General features: G+C 61.0%; 16 protein-coding genes. All 16 read right to left on the reverse strand.

The window, feature by feature from the left end:
* The 16 genes from lpxC to mraZ all read right to left on the reverse strand — a co-directional run bounded on the left by lpxC (nucleotide 1) and on the right by mraZ (nucleotide 17,823).
* Nucleotides 1-912 carry a UDP-3-O-acyl-N-acetylglucosamine deacetylase gene (lpxC, locus tag CAF65_RS08610; protein ID WP_008016709.1) on the reverse strand — a complete coding sequence of 304 codons (912 nt, stop codon included), beginning with the start codon at nucleotides 910-912 and terminating at the stop codon, nucleotides 1-3.
* A gap of 112 nt (nucleotides 913-1,024) precedes the next feature.
* A complete protein-coding gene (gene ftsZ / locus CAF65_RS08615) occupies nucleotides 1,025-2,218 on the reverse strand; it encodes a cell division protein FtsZ (protein WP_085715909.1) in 1,194 nt (397 codons plus the stop codon).
* A 65-nt stretch (nucleotides 2,219-2,283) separates the two neighbouring features.
* Entirely contained in the window at nucleotides 2,284-3,543 is a 1,260-nt protein-coding gene (gene ftsA / locus CAF65_RS08620; RefSeq protein ID WP_007989901.1) for a cell division protein FtsA, read from the reverse strand.
* A gap of 15 nt (nucleotides 3,544-3,558) precedes the next feature.
* On the reverse strand, nucleotides 3,559-4,425 hold the full coding sequence (locus CAF65_RS08625) for a cell division protein FtsQ/DivIB (RefSeq protein ID WP_085715910.1): 867 nt from the start codon (nucleotides 4,423-4,425) through the stop codon (nucleotides 3,559-3,561).
* A gap of 4 nt (nucleotides 4,426-4,429) precedes the next feature.
* Complete coding sequence (locus CAF65_RS08630) at nucleotides 4,430-5,413, reverse strand: D-alanine--D-alanine ligase (protein WP_085715911.1); 984 nt, start codon at nucleotides 5,411-5,413, stop codon at nucleotides 4,430-4,432.
* Nucleotides 5,410-6,870 carry a UDP-N-acetylmuramate--L-alanine ligase gene (murC, locus tag CAF65_RS08635; protein WP_085715912.1) on the reverse strand — a complete coding sequence of 487 codons (1,461 nt, stop codon included), beginning with the start codon at nucleotides 6,868-6,870 and terminating at the stop codon, nucleotides 5,410-5,412. Before murC ends, CAF65_RS08630 begins: the two co-directional genes overlap by 4 nt.
* Nucleotides 6,863-7,933, reverse strand: coding sequence for an undecaprenyldiphospho-muramoylpentapeptide beta-N-acetylglucosaminyltransferase (murG, locus tag CAF65_RS08640; protein WP_085715913.1), 1,071 nt, complete (start codon nucleotides 7,931-7,933; stop codon nucleotides 6,863-6,865). Before murG ends, murC begins: the two co-directional genes overlap by 8 nt.
* On the reverse strand, nucleotides 7,923-9,140 hold the full coding sequence (gene ftsW, locus CAF65_RS08645) for a putative lipid II flippase FtsW (RefSeq protein WP_085715914.1): 1,218 nt from the start codon (nucleotides 9,138-9,140) through the stop codon (nucleotides 7,923-7,925). Before ftsW ends, murG begins: the two co-directional genes overlap by 11 nt.
* Entirely contained in the window at nucleotides 9,137-10,483 is a 1,347-nt protein-coding gene (gene murD, locus CAF65_RS08650) for a UDP-N-acetylmuramoyl-L-alanine--D-glutamate ligase (protein WP_085715915.1), read from the reverse strand. The genes ftsW and murD overlap by 4 nt, the downstream gene beginning before the upstream one ends.
* Nucleotides 10,484-10,489: 6 nt before the next feature.
* Nucleotides 10,490-11,572 carry a phospho-N-acetylmuramoyl-pentapeptide-transferase gene (gene mraY, locus CAF65_RS08655; protein ID WP_085715916.1) on the reverse strand — a complete coding sequence of 361 codons (1,083 nt, stop codon included), beginning with the start codon at nucleotides 11,570-11,572 and terminating at the stop codon, nucleotides 10,490-10,492.
* Nucleotides 11,572-12,939, reverse strand: coding sequence for a UDP-N-acetylmuramoyl-tripeptide--D-alanyl-D-alanine ligase (murF, locus tag CAF65_RS08660; protein ID WP_085715917.1), 1,368 nt, complete (start codon nucleotides 12,937-12,939; stop codon nucleotides 11,572-11,574). Before murF ends, mraY begins: the two co-directional genes overlap by 1 nt.
* Nucleotides 12,932-14,395 (reverse strand): UDP-N-acetylmuramoyl-L-alanyl-D-glutamate--2,6-diaminopimelate ligase, encoded by a 1,464-nt coding sequence (locus CAF65_RS08665; RefSeq protein WP_085715918.1) that lies wholly within the window; start codon nucleotides 14,393-14,395, stop codon nucleotides 12,932-12,934. The genes murF and CAF65_RS08665 overlap by 8 nt, the downstream gene beginning before the upstream one ends.
* Nucleotides 14,395-16,134, reverse strand: a complete 1,740-nt coding sequence (locus CAF65_RS08670) for a penicillin-binding protein 2 (protein ID WP_178076677.1) — start codon at nucleotides 16,132-16,134, stop codon at nucleotides 14,395-14,397. Before CAF65_RS08670 ends, CAF65_RS08665 begins: the two co-directional genes overlap by 1 nt.
* Entirely contained in the window at nucleotides 16,134-16,427 is a 294-nt protein-coding gene (ftsL, locus tag CAF65_RS08675; RefSeq protein WP_008016694.1) for a cell division protein FtsL, read from the reverse strand. The genes CAF65_RS08670 and ftsL overlap by 1 nt, the downstream gene beginning before the upstream one ends.
* On the reverse strand, nucleotides 16,424-17,371 hold the full coding sequence (gene rsmH / locus CAF65_RS08680) for a 16S rRNA (cytosine(1402)-N(4))-methyltransferase RsmH (RefSeq protein WP_085715920.1): 948 nt from the start codon (nucleotides 17,369-17,371) through the stop codon (nucleotides 16,424-16,426). Before rsmH ends, ftsL begins: the two co-directional genes overlap by 4 nt.
* Complete coding sequence (gene mraZ, locus CAF65_RS08685; protein ID WP_007917012.1) at nucleotides 17,368-17,823, reverse strand: division/cell wall cluster transcriptional repressor MraZ; 456 nt, start codon at nucleotides 17,821-17,823, stop codon at nucleotides 17,368-17,370. The genes rsmH and mraZ overlap by 4 nt, the downstream gene beginning before the upstream one ends.
* Nucleotides 17,824-18,161: the final 338 nt, after the last annotated feature.

An 18,161-nucleotide genomic window follows, 5' to 3' on the forward strand; every position in this document is an offset into this window, starting at 1 on the left:
TTACACGGCCGCAACCGGGCGCATGTAAGAGATCGGTGCAGTGCTGGCGTCTTCGAACGTCACGACTTCCCAGGCATCTGTCTGCTCAATCAACTTGCGCAGCAGCTGGTTGTTCAGTGCGTGGCCGGACTTGAAGCCCTTGAACTCACCAATCAGGCTGTTGCCCAGCAGGTAGAGGTCACCAATTGCGTCGAGAATTTTGTGCTTCACGAATTCGTCTTCATAGCGAAGGCCGTCTTCGTTCAGTACGCCATCGGCGTCGACCACAATAGCGTTTTCAACGCTGCCGCCGAGTGCGAGGTTGTGCTTGCGCAGGTACTCGATGTCACTCATGAAACCAAAGGTACGGGCGCGGCTGACTTCTTTTACAAACGAAGTGCTGGAAAAATCCACGCTTGCACTTTGTGTGCGGTCACGGAAAACCGGGTGATCGAAATCGATCTCGAAGCTCACCTTGAACCCGTCGAAAGGGACGAAAGTAGCGCGTTTGTCGCCATCTTCCACTGTCACTTCACGCAGGATGCGGATGAACTTCTTGGCGGCGTCCTGTTCTTCCAGGCCAGCCGATTGAATCAGGAATACGAAAGGTCCGGCGCTACCATCCATGATCGGGACTTCGGACGCGGAGAGCTCGACGTAGGCGTTATCGATGCCCAGGCCTGCCATGGCCGAGAGCAGGTGCTCTACCGTGTCCACTTTGACGTCACCGTTAACCAGCGTAGTCGACATAGTGGTTTCACCAACGTTTTCCGCGCGGGCAGGAATCTGCACCACGGGATCGAGGTCGGCGCGACAAAACACGATGCCGGTGTCGACAGGCGCTGGCTTGAGGGTCAGGTAGACCTTCTCCCCGGAGTGCAGGCCAACACCTGTGGCACGGATAATATTCTTCAGGGTGCGTTGTTTAATCATGGCATGGGCCGCTTCAGCGCAAATTGCGAACTGGTATCAACAAAGGCTGGCGATGATAGCAGACCAGACCTTTGCTGAACACCAATCACCCTAATACCCCTGATACATTTCATCAATCGGCCTGTCGACGCAGGAAAGCCGGGATGTCCAGGTAGTCCAGGTCATCTTGCGGATTCATCTTCGCGGCAGTCGCAGCACCGGCCTGGGCCTGGTTGCGCATGACGGTCGGACGGTCCAGGTCACGGTAGTTCACCGCTGGAGCTTCCTGACGAACAGGGGCCTGCTGTTGTGGCTGTGCAGCCATCGAGGCGTGGACGGTGTTGTCGATGACCTTCACAGGCTTCTCGATTTTAGCGCCTAAACCTGTGGCAACGACGGTCACGTGCAGCTCGTCGCGCATGTCCGGATCGATAACGGTACCGACCTTGACCATCGCGTGCTCGGATGCGAATGCCTCGATGATGCTACCCACATCGGAGTATTCACCCAGGGACAGATCCGGACCGGCGGTAATGTTCACCAGGATGCCGCGAGCGCCTTGCAGGTTCACGTCTTCCAGCAGCGGGTTGCGAATGGCCGCTTCGGTGGCTTCGCGTGCACGGTTCGGACCGCTGGCGCAGCCAGTGCCCATCATCGCCATGCCCATTTCGCTCATCACGGTACGCACGTCGGCGAAGTCGACGTTGATCATGCCCGGACGCTTGATGATGTCGGAGATACCGCGAACGGCACCGGCCAGTACATCGTCAGCCTTGGCGAAAGCCGACAGCAGGCTTGCGTCTTTACCGAGGATGGTCAGCAGCTTCTCGTTGGGAATGGTGATCAACGAGTCGACGCTTTCGGAGAGCATGCGGATGCCTTCGTCGGCGATCTGCATGCGCTTGCGGCCTTCGAACGGGAACGGACGGGTCACCACCGCAACGGTGAGGATGCCCATTTCCTTGGCCACTTCGGCGATGATCGGCGCAGCCCCGGTACCGGTACCGCCGCCCATGCCAGTGGTGATGAACACCATGTTGGTGCCGGCCAGCACTTCGGCGATGCGCTCACGGTCTTCCAGAGCGGCTTGACGGCCGACTTCAGGGTTGGCGCCAGCGCCCAGGCCCTTGGTCACGCCGGTGCCCAGTTGCAGGATGGTACGTGCGCCGATGTTTTTCAGCGCTTGAGCATCGGTGTTGGCGCAGATGAACTCGACGCCTTCGATGTTGCTCTTGACCATGTGGTTGACAGCGTTGCCGCCGCCACCGCCGACACCGATAACTTTGATTACCGGGCTTGCGGGGATGTTGTCTACGAGTTCGAACATTTTCCCTCTCCTTTACATTCTCTAGTTTTTTCGCCTACTGCGTGCTTCGGTGTTGCGGTAAATCTTCAGAAATTGCCCTGGACCCATTTCTTCAGGCGGTCCAGCAGCGGAGCCTGTGGCTCTTCATTGCTGTAGCTGTCGCGGCTGCCGATGCCCGAGAACGAGATGCCGTCGGACTGTTTCTGCAGGCCGTACATCAACAGGCCGACGCCGGTGGAATAGATCGGGTTGCGTACTACGTCATCCAGACCTTTCACGCCGTGAGGCACGCCCAGGCGGACCGGCATGTGGAAGATTTCCTCGGCCAGTTCGGTAGCGCCTTCCATCTTCGACGTACCGCCGGTCAGCACGATGCCGGCCGGGATCAGGTCTTCGTAGCCGCTGCGGCGCAGTTCGGCCTGGATCAGCGTGAACAGTTCGTCGTAGCGCGGCTCGACCACTTCGGCCAGGGCCTGGCGGGACAGCTCACGCGGCGGACGGTCGCCAACGCTTGGCACCTTGATGGTTTCACCGGCACCGGCCAGCTTGGCCAGGGCACAGGCGTAGCGAATCTTGATTTCTTCGGCGTACTGGGTCGGAGTACGCAACGCCATGGCGATGTCGTTGGTCACCTGGTCACCGGCAATCGGGATCACCGCGGTGTGACGGATCGCGCCTTCGGTGAAGATCGCAATGTCGGTGGTACCGCCACCGATGTCCACCAGGCACACGCCGAGCTCTTTCTCGTCATCGGTCAGAACCGAATACGCCGAAGCAAGCTGTTCGAGAATGATGTCGTCAATTTCCAGACCGCAGCGACGCACGCATTTTTCAATGTTCTGTGCGGCGTTGACGGCGCAGGTGACCACGTGGACCTTGGCCTCCAGACGCACGCCGGACATGCCCAGCGGCTCGCGGACGCCTTCCTGGTTATCGATCACATAATCCTGCGGCAGGGTGTGCAGCACGCGCTGGTCAGCCGGGATCGCCACGGCCTGGGCTGCGTCGAGCACACGCTCAAGGTCCGCCGAACTGACTTCGCGATCGCGAATCGCCACGATGCCGTGGGAGTTCAGGCTGCGGATGTGATTGCCGGCCACGCCGACGAACGCCGAGTGAATGCGGCAACCAGCCATCAGTTGCGCTTCTTCGATCGCGCGCTGGATCGATTGCACGGTGGACTCGATGTTCACCACCACGCCTTTCTTCAGGCCTCGGGACGGATGGGTGCCGATCCCGACGATTTCCAGCGTGCCGTCGTCCGCGACCTCGCCCACCAGCGCCACCACCTTGGAGGTGCCGATATCGAGACCGACGATCATTTTGCCGCTTTGCACGTTTGCCATGGGTCCTGCCTCTTCTTAATTCTTCGCGACAGCGGGTTGGGCTGCCGTGGGCGCTACAGGTTCCCGCCAGCCAACGGCAAGGCCGTTGGCGTAGCGCAGATCGATGCGCGCAATGTTCGTAATCTGTTCTTTGAGCGTCTTGTCATAGATGGCAATGAAGCGGCGCATCTTTTCCACCAGGTTGCCGCGTCCCAGCAGCAGTTCAGTGCCCGGGCCGGCACTGCCGGGGCCGGTGGTCAGGAACCAGCTGCCGCGTTCACGCAACTCCAGGCGTGCAATCGAGAAGCCCAGCGGCCTGAGCATCTGGCTCAGCACCTGGTATTGCTGCATCACTTGCTGCTGGGCCCGCTGTGGGCCGAACAGCTGCGGCAGATGTTCGTAATTCGCCAGCTCACGCGGCGTAAACGCCTGCCCCTGGTTGTTCAACAGCGACTCGTCGCCCCAACGGGCCACCGGCAGTTGTTCTTCCAGGCGGATCACCACTTGATCCGGCCACACCCTGCGCACTTCGGCGTGGGCAATCCATGGCATCGTTTCCAGCTCGGTGCGCATGCTCGCCAGGTCAATGGTGAAGAAGCTCGACGCCACGTACGGGGCGATCCGCTGCTGCACCGCTTGCTGGCTGATGTAACTCAAGTCGCCCTGCACGTTGATCCTGGTGATCGGCCGGTCGGCATACGGCAACAGCCGTGTCGCGCCTTCGTAAGTACCGAACCCCAAAGCCACCAGCACTACCGGCCAGAACAGGCTTTTCAGAAAGCCGAAATTGGCTTTCGGCAGGCGCGCGGACATCGGCTCTTTGGCCACCATACGGCTGGCACCCCGTGGCACCGGCTTGCGGCCGGGTGCGGGAGGCTGATGTCTGAGCTGAGCGCCTTGCATGGCCTTAACCTCTCATCGACTCTTGGTTACCGGCAGTGTTGCCGGCAACGCTCTCGGCCAGAATGGCCAGAACCAGTTGCTGGAAATCCAGACCGGCGGCACGGGCCGCCATCGGCACCAGGCTGTGATCGGTCATGCCCGGTGCAGTGTTGACTTCCAGGAACCAGAACTGCCCGTCGGCGTCCTGCATCACGTCTGCCCTGCCCCAACCGGCGATACCCAGCGCTTCACAGGCTTTGGCCGTGAGGTCCATGAGTTCCTGTTCCTTCGCGCTGTCCAGACCGCACGGAATGCGGTACTGGGTATCGTTGGCGATGTACTTGGCGTCGTAGTCGTAGAAGCTGTGCGTCGTGCCCAGGGCAATCGGTGGCAACACCTGGTCACGCAGGGTGGCGATGGTGAACTCCGGACCGTGAATCCATTGCTCGACCAACACTTGCGAATCGTAGGTACTGGCCGCTTTCCATGCGTCGATCAGCTCGGACGCGGAACTCACTTTGGCCATCCCGATACTTGAACCTTCATGGGCCGGTTTGACGATCAAAGGGAAGCCCAGTTCCGTCGCCGCCGAAATACAATCGGCCTCGCTGCTCAGTACCGCGTGACGTGGCGTCGGAATGCCCAGGCTGTGCCAGACCTGCTTGGTGCGCAGTTTGTCCATGGCCAGGGCCGACGCCAGGATGCCACTGCCGGTGTACGGAATACCCAGGCATTCGAGCAGGCCCTGCATGCTGCCGTCTTCACCGCCACGACCGTGGAGGATGATGAAGGCGCGGTCGATTTTTTCGCTCTGCAGACGCTGCAGCAGGTCATCACCCACGTCGAGGCCGAACGCGTCCACACCGGCGCTTTGCAGTGCATCGAGTACAGCATTGCCCGACTTCAGGGAGACTTCGCGCTCGGCACTCTTGCCGCCGAACAGCACGGCGACACGGCCGAAATCTTTCGGCGCGATCGTGGAGACCAGGTTGGCGTAGGCAGCAGTCATTTCAACGTCCCCTTCTCCGGCGCGGCAACAGCCCCGGCGAACAACTCACTTTTCAACAGTTTTGGTGCGAGACCGCCGATATCACCGGCGCCCTGGCACAGCAGGATGTCGCCGGCGCGCAGCAGCGGCTTGACCACTGGCGCGAGGTCGACACCACGCTCGATGTAGATCGGGTCGAGTTGGCCACGCTGACGGATGCTGTTGCACAGCTTGCGGCTGTCGGCACCCGGAATCGGCTCCTCGCCGGCCGGATAGACTTCCATCAGCAGCAGTACGTTGGCGTCGGCCAGCACATTGACGAAATCGTCGTACAGGTCACGGGTGCGGCTGTAGCGGTGCGGCTGGTAGACCATCACCAGGCGGCGCTCCGGCCAGCCACCGCGTACAGCCTTGATCACGGCCGCGACTTCCGTCGGGTGGTGACCGTAGTCATCAACGAGCATCACATTGCCGCCGTCCACCGGCAGTTCGCCGTAGACCTGGAAGCGTCGGCCGACACCCTGGAACCCGGACAGGCCCTGGACGATGGCTTCATCGCTGACGCCTTCGTCGGTGGCAATGCAGATGGTTGCCAGAGCGTTCAGTACGTTGTGGTTGCCCGGCATGTTGACCGAAACATCCAGCGGCTCGCGGTCAGGGCGCAGCACGGTGAAGAAGGTCTGCATGCCCTGCTGGCGCACGTTGATGGCGCGCACGTCACAGTCTTCGCCGAAGCCATAGGTGACTGCCGGGCGTTTGACCAATGGCAGGATTTCACGCACCACCGGATCGTCCAGGCACACCACCGCCAGACCGTAGAACGGCAGGTTGTGCAGGAATTCGACGAAGGTTTTCTTCAGCTTGTTGAAGTCACCATCGTAGGTCGCCATGTGATCGGCGTCGATGTTGGTAACCACGGCCACCAGCGGCTGCAAGTGCAGGAAGCTGGCATCGCTTTCGTCGGCTTCGGCGATCAGGTAGCGGCTGGTGCCGAGTTGGGCATTGGTACCCGCGGCATTCAGGCGGCCACCGATCACGAACGTCGGGTCCAGGCCACCGGCCGCGAACACCGAAGCGATCAGGCTGGTGGTGGTGGTTTTGCCGTGGGTACCGGCAACGGCGATACCGTGGCGATAACGCATCAGCTCAGCCAGCATCTCTGCACGTGGCACCACCGGAATACGGCGTTCCAGCGCGGTAGCGACTTCCGGGTTGGACGTGTTCACGGCACTCGACACCACCAGCACGTCGGCGGCAGCGGCGTTCTCGGCGCGGTGGCCGATGAAGATCTGTGCCCCGAAGGACTCCAGGCGCTCAGTCACCGGCGAGGCCTTCAGGTCTGAACCGGACACGGCATACCCCAGGTTCAGCAACACTTCGGCAATCCCGCACATACCCACACCGCCGATACCGACGAAGTGAATGCGACGGATACGGCGCATTTCCGGTTGTGGCATGGCTTTCTGACTCTCAACCATGGGCCACCTCCAGGCAGCTATCGACCACGTTACGGGTGGCATCGGGTTTGGCGAGGCGGCGTGCCGCGGTAGCCATTTCGTTGAGTCGTTGTGGTTGCATCAGGACCTCTGTCAGACGAGCGGCAAGATCCGCTGCGCCAGTCGTTCTCTGCGGCATCAGGAAGGCTGCGCCTTCACGGGCCAAATATTCGGCGTTGCGGGTCTGGTGATCGTCGATGGCGTGAGGCAAAGGCACCAGCATCGAGGGCAGACCGGCGGCGGCCAGTTCACTGATGGTCAGCGCGCCTGCGCGACATACCACCAGGTCGGCCCAGCCGTAGGCTTGGGCCATGTCTTTGATGAAAGGCTGCACCTGCGCCTCGACGCCAGCCGCGCGATAGCGCTCTGCAGTCACTTCATCGTGTTTTTTGCCGGCCTGATGGAACACTTCCGGACGCAAATCGGCAGCAACTTGCGACAGGGCTTCAGGCAGCAACTTGTTCAACGGTTCTGCGCCCAGGCTTCCGCCCAGGATCAGCAAACGCGCCTTGCGACCGGCCAGGGCAGGTCGCGATGTCTCGAGGAAAAGCTCGGTGCGCACCGGATTACCGGTGGTCCGGCGGCTGTCCGACAGGGTAAAGGTGTCGGGGAACGCTTCACAGACTCGGGCGGCCAACGGCACCAGCAACCGATTGGCGGTACCGGCCACGGCGTTCTGCTCGTGAACGATCACCGGCACACCGGCCAGTTTGGCCGCAACACCACCAGGACCGGTCACAAAACCACCAAAACCCACGACGCAGACCGGTTGCAGACGGCGAATGATCGCCCGCGCCTGCCAGACCGATTTGAACAACATGAACGGTGCCTTGAGCAGCGACAGCTTGCCCTTGCCGCGCAGACCGCTGGCATTGATCCGGTGCAGCTCGATACCGGCCGCCGGCACCAGGTCGTTCTCGATGCCACGCGGAGTGCCAAGCCAGTGCACGGTATAGCCGCGCGCCTGGAATTCGCGGGCACAGGCCAGCGCCGGGAACACGTGGCCACCGGTGCCGCCGGCCATGATCATCACGTTAGCGCCCATGGTGCGGCTCCTCGACGAAGTCGCTCTCATGGAACTCCATCTCCTCACTGCCCAGGTGGGTTCGACTTTCCCACTCGATGCGCAGCAACAAGCCGAGACAGGCGCAGCAAATAACCAACGAACTGCCGCCATAGCTGAGGAACGGCAGGGTCAGCCCCTTGGTCGGCAGCAAGCCCACGTTCACGCCGATGTTGATCAGGAATTGACCAATCCACAGGAACGACAAGCCGTAGGCGACATAAGCAGCAAAAAACTGCTTGGCCTTCTCGGCCCACAAACCGATGTACATGCCGCGGATACACACGAAGACGAACAGTGCCACGGTGCACAGCGAGCCCACCGCGCCCAGTTCTTCGGCCAGGACCGAAAACACGAAGTCAGTGTGGGCCTCCGGCAGATAGAACTGTTTCTGTACGCTGTTGCCCAGGCCAACACCCAGCCATTCGCCACGACCGAATGCGATCAATGCCTGGGACAACTGATAGCCGGCACCGAACTGGTCCGCCCATGGATCGGCAAAGTTGGTCAGACGCGCCATTCGATACGGCTGCATTTGAATCAACAGCACCACCGCTCCGACAGCCAGGACCACCATCAGGGAAAAACGGAACAGCCCGACGCCGCCAAGGAACAGCATCGCCGCCGCAGCGCCCATCATCACAACGGTGGCACCGAAGTCCGGCTCCATCAGCAGCAGGCCCGCCATCGGCAGCAGCACGATGAACGGCTTGAAAAAGCCCATCCAGCTTTCACGCACTTCTTTCTGGCGACGCACCAGATAACCGGCGAGGTAGATCACCACGAACACCTTGGCGATCTCGGAAGGCTGGACGTTGAAGAAGCTGAAGCCGATCCAGCGCATCGAGCCGTTAACCTCGCGGCCGATCCCCGGAATGATCACCATCACCAGCAAACCGAACGCACCCAGCAGCATCAGCCAGCCCAGGCGTTGCCAGGTGGCAATCGGAATCATCATGGTGACGATGCTGGCCCCCAGGCCCAACACCACGTAAATAAGGTGGCGAATCATGTAGTACAGGGCGCTGCCCGACTGCACGGCCGCCACTTCGGTCGACGCAGAGGCAATCATGATCAGCCCCAGGCCGAGCAATGACAGGCAACCGGCGAGCATCGGGAAATCGAGGTCGATACCGCGCCCGGTAATGATCGGCGACGGGTACGGCTTGATGATGCCTTTCAGGCTCATGCCAGATCCTCCACGGCTTGGACGAACTGGTGACCACGGTCTTCATAGTTCTTGAACATGTCGAAACTGGCGCAGGCTGGCGACAGCAGCACCACGTCTCCCGGCTGTGCGGCGGCACGGCATTGCTCGACCGCTTCGATCAGGGAGCCGGCGCGGATCAGCGGCACAGCGTCGCCGATGGCCTCGCCGATCTTGTCGGAGTCGCGGCCCATCAGCACCACGGCACGGCAGTTGGCCGCCACCGGATCACGCAGGTCCTTGAACTCCGCCCCCTTGCCGTCGCCACCGGCGATCAGCACGATCTTGCCCTCGATGTCCGCGCCCAGCCCTTCGATGGCGGCCAGCGCGGCACCGACGTTGGTGGCCTTGGAATCGTTGTAGTAACCCACGCCGTCGAGGTCACGGACCCATTGGCAGCGATGCTCGAGGCCGGCGAAGGTGCGCAGGCTCGACAGCATGGCATCGAACGGCAGGCCGACGGCATGCCCCAGGGCCAGGGCCGCGAGGGCGTTGGACTGGTTATGGGCGCCGCGAATCTTCAACTCGCGCACCGGCATCAGGTTCTGGAATTCGAAAGCCAGGTACTTCTCGCCATCTTCTTCACGGATGCCGAAGGCTTTGAAGTCGGGTTTACTCAGGCCGAAGGTCCAGCACGGCTGGCCCTCGCCGATCAGCGGACGGCTCAAGGCATCCTGGCGATTGACCACGAACTGTTTGGCGCCACGGAAGATCCGGTGTTTGGCCAGGTGATAGGCCGGCAGACCGCTGTAGCGATCCATGTGGTCTTCGCTGATGTTGAGCACGGTCGCCACTTCTGCGTTGAGCTGGTCGGTGGTTTCCAGCTGGAAGCTCGACAGCTCCATCACGTACAGCTCGACGTCGTCACTGAGCAGATCCAGCGCCGGCGTGCCGAGGTTGCCGCCCACCGCGACGCGCTTGCCGGCCGCTGCCGCCATCTCGCCGACCAGGGTGGTGACGGTGCTTTTCGCGTTGGAGCCGCTGATGGCCACGATCGGCGCCTTCGCGTTACGCGCGAACAGCTCGATGTCGCCGGACAGTTTCACGCCACGGGTGGCGGCGGCCTGCAGGGCCGGGGTCGCCAGCGCCAGGCCGGGGCTCACGTAGAGCTCGTCGGCACGGCACAGGAACTCGACGTCCAGCTCGCCACAACGCACTTCCACGTGCGGATAGTCACGCTTGAGCGTGGCCAGTTCCGGTGGATTTTCCCGCGTATCGGCCACGGCAAACGCCACGCCCCGGTTCGCCAGGAAGCGAACCAGGGACATGCCGCTCTTGCCGAGGCCGACAACGATGCGGAAGTGGTCAGAAGCGATCAGAGACACGAATTTCTACCTCAGCTTCAGGGTGGCAAGGCCGATCAGCACGAGAATCACTGTGATGATCCAGAAACGGACGATCACACGCGGCTCGGGCCAGCCCTTGAGTTCAAAGTGGTGGTGGATGGGCGCCATGCGAAATACGCGGCGACCGGTCAGTTTGAAAGAGGCGACCTGAATGACCACTGACAGGGTTTCCATCACGAACACGCCCCCCATGATGAACAGGACGATTTCCTGACGGACGATCACCGCGATGGTGCCCAGGGCCGCGCCCAGCGCCAGCGCGCCGACGTCACCCATGAAGACTTGTGCCGGATAGGTGTTGAACCACAGGAAGCCCAGGCCTGCACCGATCAGTGCACCACAGAACACGATCAGTTCGCCCGCGCCCGGGACATAAGGAATCAGCAGGTATTCTGCGAATTTCACGTTACCCGACAGGTAGCAGAAAATGCCCAGGCCGCCGCCCACCATCACCGTCGGCATGATCGCCAGGCCATCGAGGCCGTCGGTCAGGTTGACCGCATTGCTCGAACCGACAATCACGAAATAGGTCAGGACGATGAAGCCTGCGCCCAGCGGAATGCTGTAGTCCTTGAGCATCGGCAGGATGAGCGTGGTTTCCACCGGAGTGCCGGCAGTCACATACAGAAAGATTGCCGCGCCCAAGCCAAATACCGACTGCCAGAAATACTTCCAGCGGCTTGGCAGGCCGCGGGAGTTTTTCTCGATGACCTTGCGGTAGTCGTCGACCCAGCCGATGGCGCCGAACAGCAAGGTCACCAGCAGTACGACCCAGACGTAGCGGTTGGTCAGGTCAGCCCAGAGCAAGGTGCTGACGCCAATGGAGGACAGGATCAGCGCGCCGCCCATGGTCGGAGTGCCCGACTTGGACAGGTGCGACTGCGGGCCGTCATTGCGAACGGATTGACCGATCTGACGGTTCTGCAACGTGCGGATCATCCAGGGGCCATAGCACAGCGACAAGACCAGCGCGGTCAGTACACCGAGAATCCCGCGCAGGGTCAGGTACTGGAAGACCGCGAAGCCTTTGTAGAACTGTTGCAGATACTCCGCTAGCAGCAGCAGCATTAATGTTTCTCCAGACTGGACCCGCACAAGGCGGCGACGACGTTTTCCATCGCAGCGCTGCGCGACCCCTTGATCAAAATGGTGGTGTTTGTGTCTTGCTCGGCGCCAAGGGCCTTGATCAGTTCAGCCTGCGTGCTGAAGTGAAAAGCTTGTGGGCCGAATGCGTTCACGGCATGAGCCATCATTGGCCCGACGGCGTACAGCGCAGAAACCTTGCCACGGGCGTACGCGCCCACGTCGCGGTGCCCCTGCTCCGCCCAATCGCCCAACTCGCCGATATCTCCGAGCACCAGAACGGTGCGACCGGAAAAGCCAGCCAGTATATCAACGGCAGCGCACATGGAGGTGGGATTGGCGTTGTAAGTGTCATCGATCACGCGCATGCCGTTGCTGGCCAATTGCGCAACGGTGCGTCCCTTGACCGGTTGCACCGCACCCAGCCCGCTGACGATGCCGAACAGCGATACGCCCAGCGCGTGGGCGGCAGCGGCGGCAGCCATGGCGTTGGCGACGTTATGGGTGCCGAGCAGGTTCAGTTGAACACGCTCTACACCTTCAGGGCTGTGCAGGTTGAACGCCGGGCAACCACGGGCATCGGTGGCCAGGTCACTGGCGTGGAAATCCGCCTGAGTGTTGCTCAGGGCAAACGTCAGCACCTTGCGGGCGCCTGCGCGGGCTTTCCAGATGCCAAACGCCTTGTCATCGAGGTTGAGCACGGCGACGCCATCGGCCGCCAACCCTTCGATGATTTCACCCTTGGCCTCGACGATTTTCTCCGGCCCGCCGAACTCGCCTACATGAGCGGTTCCTGCGTTGTTGAGGATCGCCACGTGTGGCTTGGTCAGCCCCACGGTGTAAGCGATTTCACCCAGACGCGAAGCGCCCAACTCGATCACCGCCGCGTTGTGTTCCGGGGCGAGTTCCAGCAGGGTCAGCGGCACGCCGAGGTCGTTGTTCAGGTTGCCACGGGTCGCCAGTACCGAACCGCGAGTACGCAGGATGCTTGCGAGCATTTCCTTGACCGTGGTCTTGCCGCTGGAACCAGTGACGGCTGCGACAGGTTTGGTGAACGCCGCACGATTCAGCGCACCCAACTGGCCGAGGGCCTGGCGAGTGTCGCTGACCAGCAATTGCGGCAGCGTGCTGTCGGCGACTTCACGCTCGACCAGCGCGGCCACGGCGCCCTTGGCGGCAACTTCATTCAGATAGTCATGGCCGTCAAAACGCGGGCCGGCCAGAGCAATGAACAGTTGGCCCGGCTTGATCGCGCGACTGTCGATGCTGACGCCGTCGAAGCTGGCATCGGTGGACACCAGGCGAGCATTCAGCACACCGGTCAGTTCGCTCAGTTTCAAGGCCTCAAGCATGGGCCACCTCCCATGCGGTCAAGGCATGATCAGCCTCGACCAGATCGGAAAAGGCATGACGCTCGCCGTTGATTTCCTGATAGTCCTCGTGACCTTTGCCGGCCAGGACAATCACGTCGTCCACCGAAGCACTGGCGATCAACCGGGCAATCGCCTGACCACGGCCGGCAACGAACTCCACTTTATCCACAGCCGCGAAACCGGCGCGGATGTCATCGAAAATCACCGAAGGGTCTTCCGTACGCGGATTGTCATCGGTGACCAGCACGCGATCGGCCAGACGCTCGACCACCTCTGCCATCAGCGGACGCTTGCCGCGATCACGGTCACCGCCACAGCCGAACAGGCACAGCAACTGACCCTTTGCGTGTGGACGCAGAGCCAGCAGCACTTTTTCCAGGGCATCCGGGGTGTGGGCGTAATCGACCACCACCAACGGCTGAGTGCCGCCACCCAGACGCTGCATGCGACCGGCGGGGCCTTCAAGCTTCGGCAGCACCTGGAGGATTTCGTCCAGCGCATAATCCAGGCCGAGCAAGGCACCGACCGCAGCCAACACGTTGCTCAGGTTGAAACGGCCGAGCAAGGTGCTGCGCAAATGGTGCTCGCCTTGCGGCGTAACCAGCGTGGCACGCACACCTTCGTCATTGAACTGTGCTTCGCGGCAATACAAGTAAGCGCGTGAGTCTTCCAGGCTGTAAGTGATCAGCCGCGACTCGCCCTCATCAGCCGCCAGTTGCCGCCCAAAATCGTCGTCGAGGTTGACCACGCGGCATTTCAAATCATTCCACGCAAACAGCCTGGCCTTCGTTTCGCCGTAAGCCTGCATGGTGCCGTGGTAGTCCAGATGATCGCGGGACAGGTTGGTCATCACCGCAACGTCGAAGGCCAATGCCGTCACACGGCCCTGGTCCAGCCCGTGGGAAGAAACTTCCATCGCCACGGCTTTGGCCCCGGCCTTTTTCAGGTCCGCCAGGGTCGCTTGCATGGCAATCGGATTCGGTGTGGTGTGCAGGCCGCTTTCCAGCGCGCCATAGAAACCGCAGCCAAGTGTGCCGACCAGGCCGCAGTGCTGGCCAAGCAGGTCCAGTGCCTGAGCGACCAATTGAGTCACGCTGGTCTTGCCGTTGGTGCCGGTGACGCCCACCAGGTTCAGGTGATGGCTTGGCTCGCCATAAAAACGCCCGGCGATATCCGACAACTGGGCCGCCAGCCCCTTGACCGGAATCAGCGGAACTTCAGTGATCGGCAGGACCGTAGCGCCTTCGACTTCATAGGCCACTGCAGCAGCACCGCGTTGCAAGGCGTCGGCAATGTGCGCACGCCCATCGAACTTCCCGCCCGGCACGGCGAGGAACAGATCACCCGCGCGTACATTGCGGCTGTCCAGAGCGAGCTCGCGAATCAGCAGATCGTGACCGGCATGAGGGAAAATCTTGTTCAGGCTCAGAGACATCAGCCGCGCCCTCCATTGGCTTTCAGCGGAACGACCGGTGTAGCGTTCGCTTGTTGAGTGGGTGGCAGGTTGTCCGGCGTAATGTTCATCAGGCGCAGGGTGCCCGACATCACGCGGCTGAACACCGGCGCGGAAACCAGGCCACCGAAGTAACCGGCCTTGGTCGGCTCATCGATTACGACCACGATGGCGTAGCGCGGATCACTCATCGGGCCGAAACCGGCGAACAGCGAACGGTAGGAGTTCTCGGCGTAACCCTTGGTGCCAACCGAGGTTTTACGCGCAGTACCGGACTTGCCGCCCACGTGATACGCCGGCACTTGTGCACGGAACACACCGCGCGGGGCCTCAATCACTTGTTGCAGCATGCCTTGCATGGTTTTCGCGACGGCCTCCGGCAACACCTGGGTGGTTTGCGGCGGCTTGTCGGTCTTGATCAGGGTCAGCGGTGCAAGGCGACCGTTGTTGGCCAGGGCAGAGAAGGCATGGACCAACTGGATCGCGGTCACGGAGATACCGTAGCCATAGGACAGCGTGGCGGTTTCTGCCTTGCGCCATTCGCGGTAGTTCGGCAGGTTGCCGACGCGCTCGCCCGGGAAGCCCAGGCCGGTGTCCTGGCCGAGGCCGATCTTCTGCGCCAGGCGGAAAATCGTTTCGCCGCCGATGTCGAACGCGACCTTGCTCATACCGACGTTACTGGAGTTGATCAGAATGCCGGTCAGGTCGAGTACCGGGCCTTCGGTCTTGGATACATCCTTGATGGTGTACTTACCGATCTGCAACGAGCCCGGATACACCTCGACAGTGTCACTCGGTTTCCAGCGGCCGGTTTCGATCGCGGCGCTCATCGAGATCGCTTTCATGGTCGAACCGGGTTCGAACACGTCGATCATCGCGCGGTTACGCATCATCGCCGGTTGCAGGTTGCGACGGTTGTTCGGGTTGTAGGTCGGCTGGTTGACCATCGCGAGAATCTCACCGGTCTTCACGTCCATGATCACCAGGCTGCCGGCCTTGGCGCCGTTCTCGATGATCGCGTTACGCAATTCGCGGTTGGCCAGGTATTGCAGGCGCAGGTCAATGGACAACGCCAAGGGCTTGCCGGCCTTGGCGTTTTTGGTGACCTGGACATCCTTGATCAGCCGGCCGCGCCGGTCCTTGATCACCTGGCGCTTGCCAGGGACCCCAGCCAGCCATTCGTCGTAGGCCAGTTCGACACCTTCACGACCGTGATCGTCGATATCGGTAAACCCGACCATATGGGCGGTGACTTCGCCGGCAGGATAAAAGCGCCGGAACTCTTCGATGCCATAGACACCAGGCACCTTCAGGTCAAGCACCGCCTGCCCCTGCTCCGGCGTCAGCCCGCGCACCAGATAGATGAATTCTTTGTTGGCCTGGGCTTCAAGACGCTCGGTCAGGGCCTTGGGATCTTGCCCCAGCGCTGCGGCCAGTGCCGGCCACTTGTCTTTTTCCAGCTGCATTTCCTTGGCATTGGCCCACAGTGTGGTCACCGGGGTACTGACGGCCAAAGGCTCGCCGTTACGGTCAGTGATCAGACCACGGTGAGCTGGAATCGGAATATGACGGACACTGCGCGCATCACCCTGACCTTTCAGGAAGTCACGGTCGACGACCTGCAGGTCGATGATGCGCCAGGCAATCGCGGCCACCATGACGCCGAGCAAACCCAGGACCACACGGAACCGCCAGGGAAAGAGTGCACCTTCGAGTTTCATCATGGCGCCACCATCTTCACGTCAGCGGCACCGGGAATATGCATTTTCAATTGTTCGGTGGCCAGCACTTCGATACGACTGTGAGCGGTCCAGGTGCTCTGCTCCAGAATCAACCGGCCCCACTCGGCTTGCGCTTTGTCGCGCACGCTCAATTCGTTGTACAGCGTGTTCAACAACTGGCGATTCCAGTGGGCGCTATAAGACACGCCGATGGCCGAAACGAGCACGGCAACAAACAGCAGCAGCATGAAGAAGCTTCCGCCGGGCAATGGCTTGGCGAAAAGCTTGCTCACCGCAGCTTCTCCGCCACGCGCATGACCGCGCTACGGGAACGTGGGTTGGCTTTGAGTTCGGCGTCGGAGGCCGTCTGCGCTTTGCCATGGACTTTGATTTTCGGTTCGAAGGCGACGTGCCGAACCGGCAGGTTGCGCGGCAGGTTGTCGGCTTCACCTTTCACCAGCTTGCGCATGAACAGTTTGACGATGCGGTCTTCCAGCGAATGGAAGCTGATCACCACCAGGCGACCGCCCACTTCCAGGCATTCCAGCGCGGCTTCGAGGCCGGCCTCCAGATCACCCAGTTCGTTGTTAACGTGAATACGCAACCCCTGGAAAGCACGGGTCGCCGGGTTCTTGCCCTTTTCCCACGCTGGGTTGGCGACCTTCAGGACTTCCGCCAGGTCACCGGTGCGCTCGAATGGCTTGATGTCGCGACGTTCGACCACGGCACGGGCCATGCGACCGGAGAAACGCTCTTCGCCGTATTCCTTGAACACACGGGCGATTTCTTCCACGGGTGCGGTGTTGACGAACTCGGCAGCGCTGATGCCACGGGACGGATCCATGCGCATGTCCAGCGGGCCGTCGTTGAGGAAACTGAAACCGCGTTCAGGGTCGTCGAGCTGTGGCGAAGACACGCCAAGATCCAGCAGAACGCCGCTGACCTTGCCGGTCAGGCCGCGTTCGGCGACTTCGGATCCGAGTTCGGCAAAGCTGCGCTGCACAACGACAAAGCGGCCGTCTTCGGCCGCTAGCGTCTGCCCGGTGGCAATCGCTTGTGGATCTTTATCGAATCCCAGCAACCGGCCATCGGGGCCGAGCTGGCTGAGGATCAACCGGCTGTGCCCGCCGCGCCCGAACGTGCCGTCCAAATAGCAGCCATCAGGACGTACGGCGAGAGCCTCGACGGCTTCGTCAAGCAGTACGGTGATGTGGTTAAAGCCGCTATCAATAGTCACAGGATCAAATCACGCAGTTCATCAGGCATCGCGCCCGGTTGTTGAATAGCAGCCAGGTCAGCGGCAGAAACCGCGTTCCAGGCATCCTCGTCCCACAATTGGAACTTGTTCAGTTGGCCTACCAACATCGCGCGCTTATCCAACTTGGCATATTCACGAAGACGCGGCGGAACCAGGAAACGACCACTGCCATCGAGCTCGAGGTCGACGGCATTACCAATCAGTAAACGTTGCAGGCGGCGGTTCTCTTCGCGAAGCGAAGGCAGTGCGCGCAGTTTGGTTTCAATAATTTCCCACTCATCGAGGGGGTAAACACACAAACAAGGATCAACGGCATCAATTGTTACGATCAATTGACCGGAACTACGCGAATCGAGCTCGTCACGGTACCGGCTCGGCATGGCGAGACGGCCCTTTGCATCGAGACTGATAGCGTTGGCTCCGCGAAACACGTCAGCGTTTCTCCAAATTCTAGCGTTTTGAGTTCAAAAAACCCACTTCATGCCACTTTCCGCCACTTGCGCACACTATAGGAATGCGCCCACCACACCGTCAAGGCGCGGATCAAAGGAAAACCCTTACAGAACTGAGATTTAGGAGCATTAAAGGAGGGGCAACGAGAATCCGGCACATGAAACTGCCCGATAACTTGAATCAGCACAGGAGGCTGCATTCGAAAGTTAAAGTAATTTATTAAGAGTAAGATTTTTTCGGTATTACAAAAGTGGTTCTGCTGACGATTGTGTAACGAGGGAAACCGGTGCTGCGTGGAGTTTATGCGATCACTACA

This window comes from Pseudomonas sp. B28(2017) (assembly GCF_002113025.1).
Lineage (GTDB): Bacteria > Pseudomonadota > Gammaproteobacteria > Pseudomonadales > Pseudomonadaceae > Aquipseudomonas.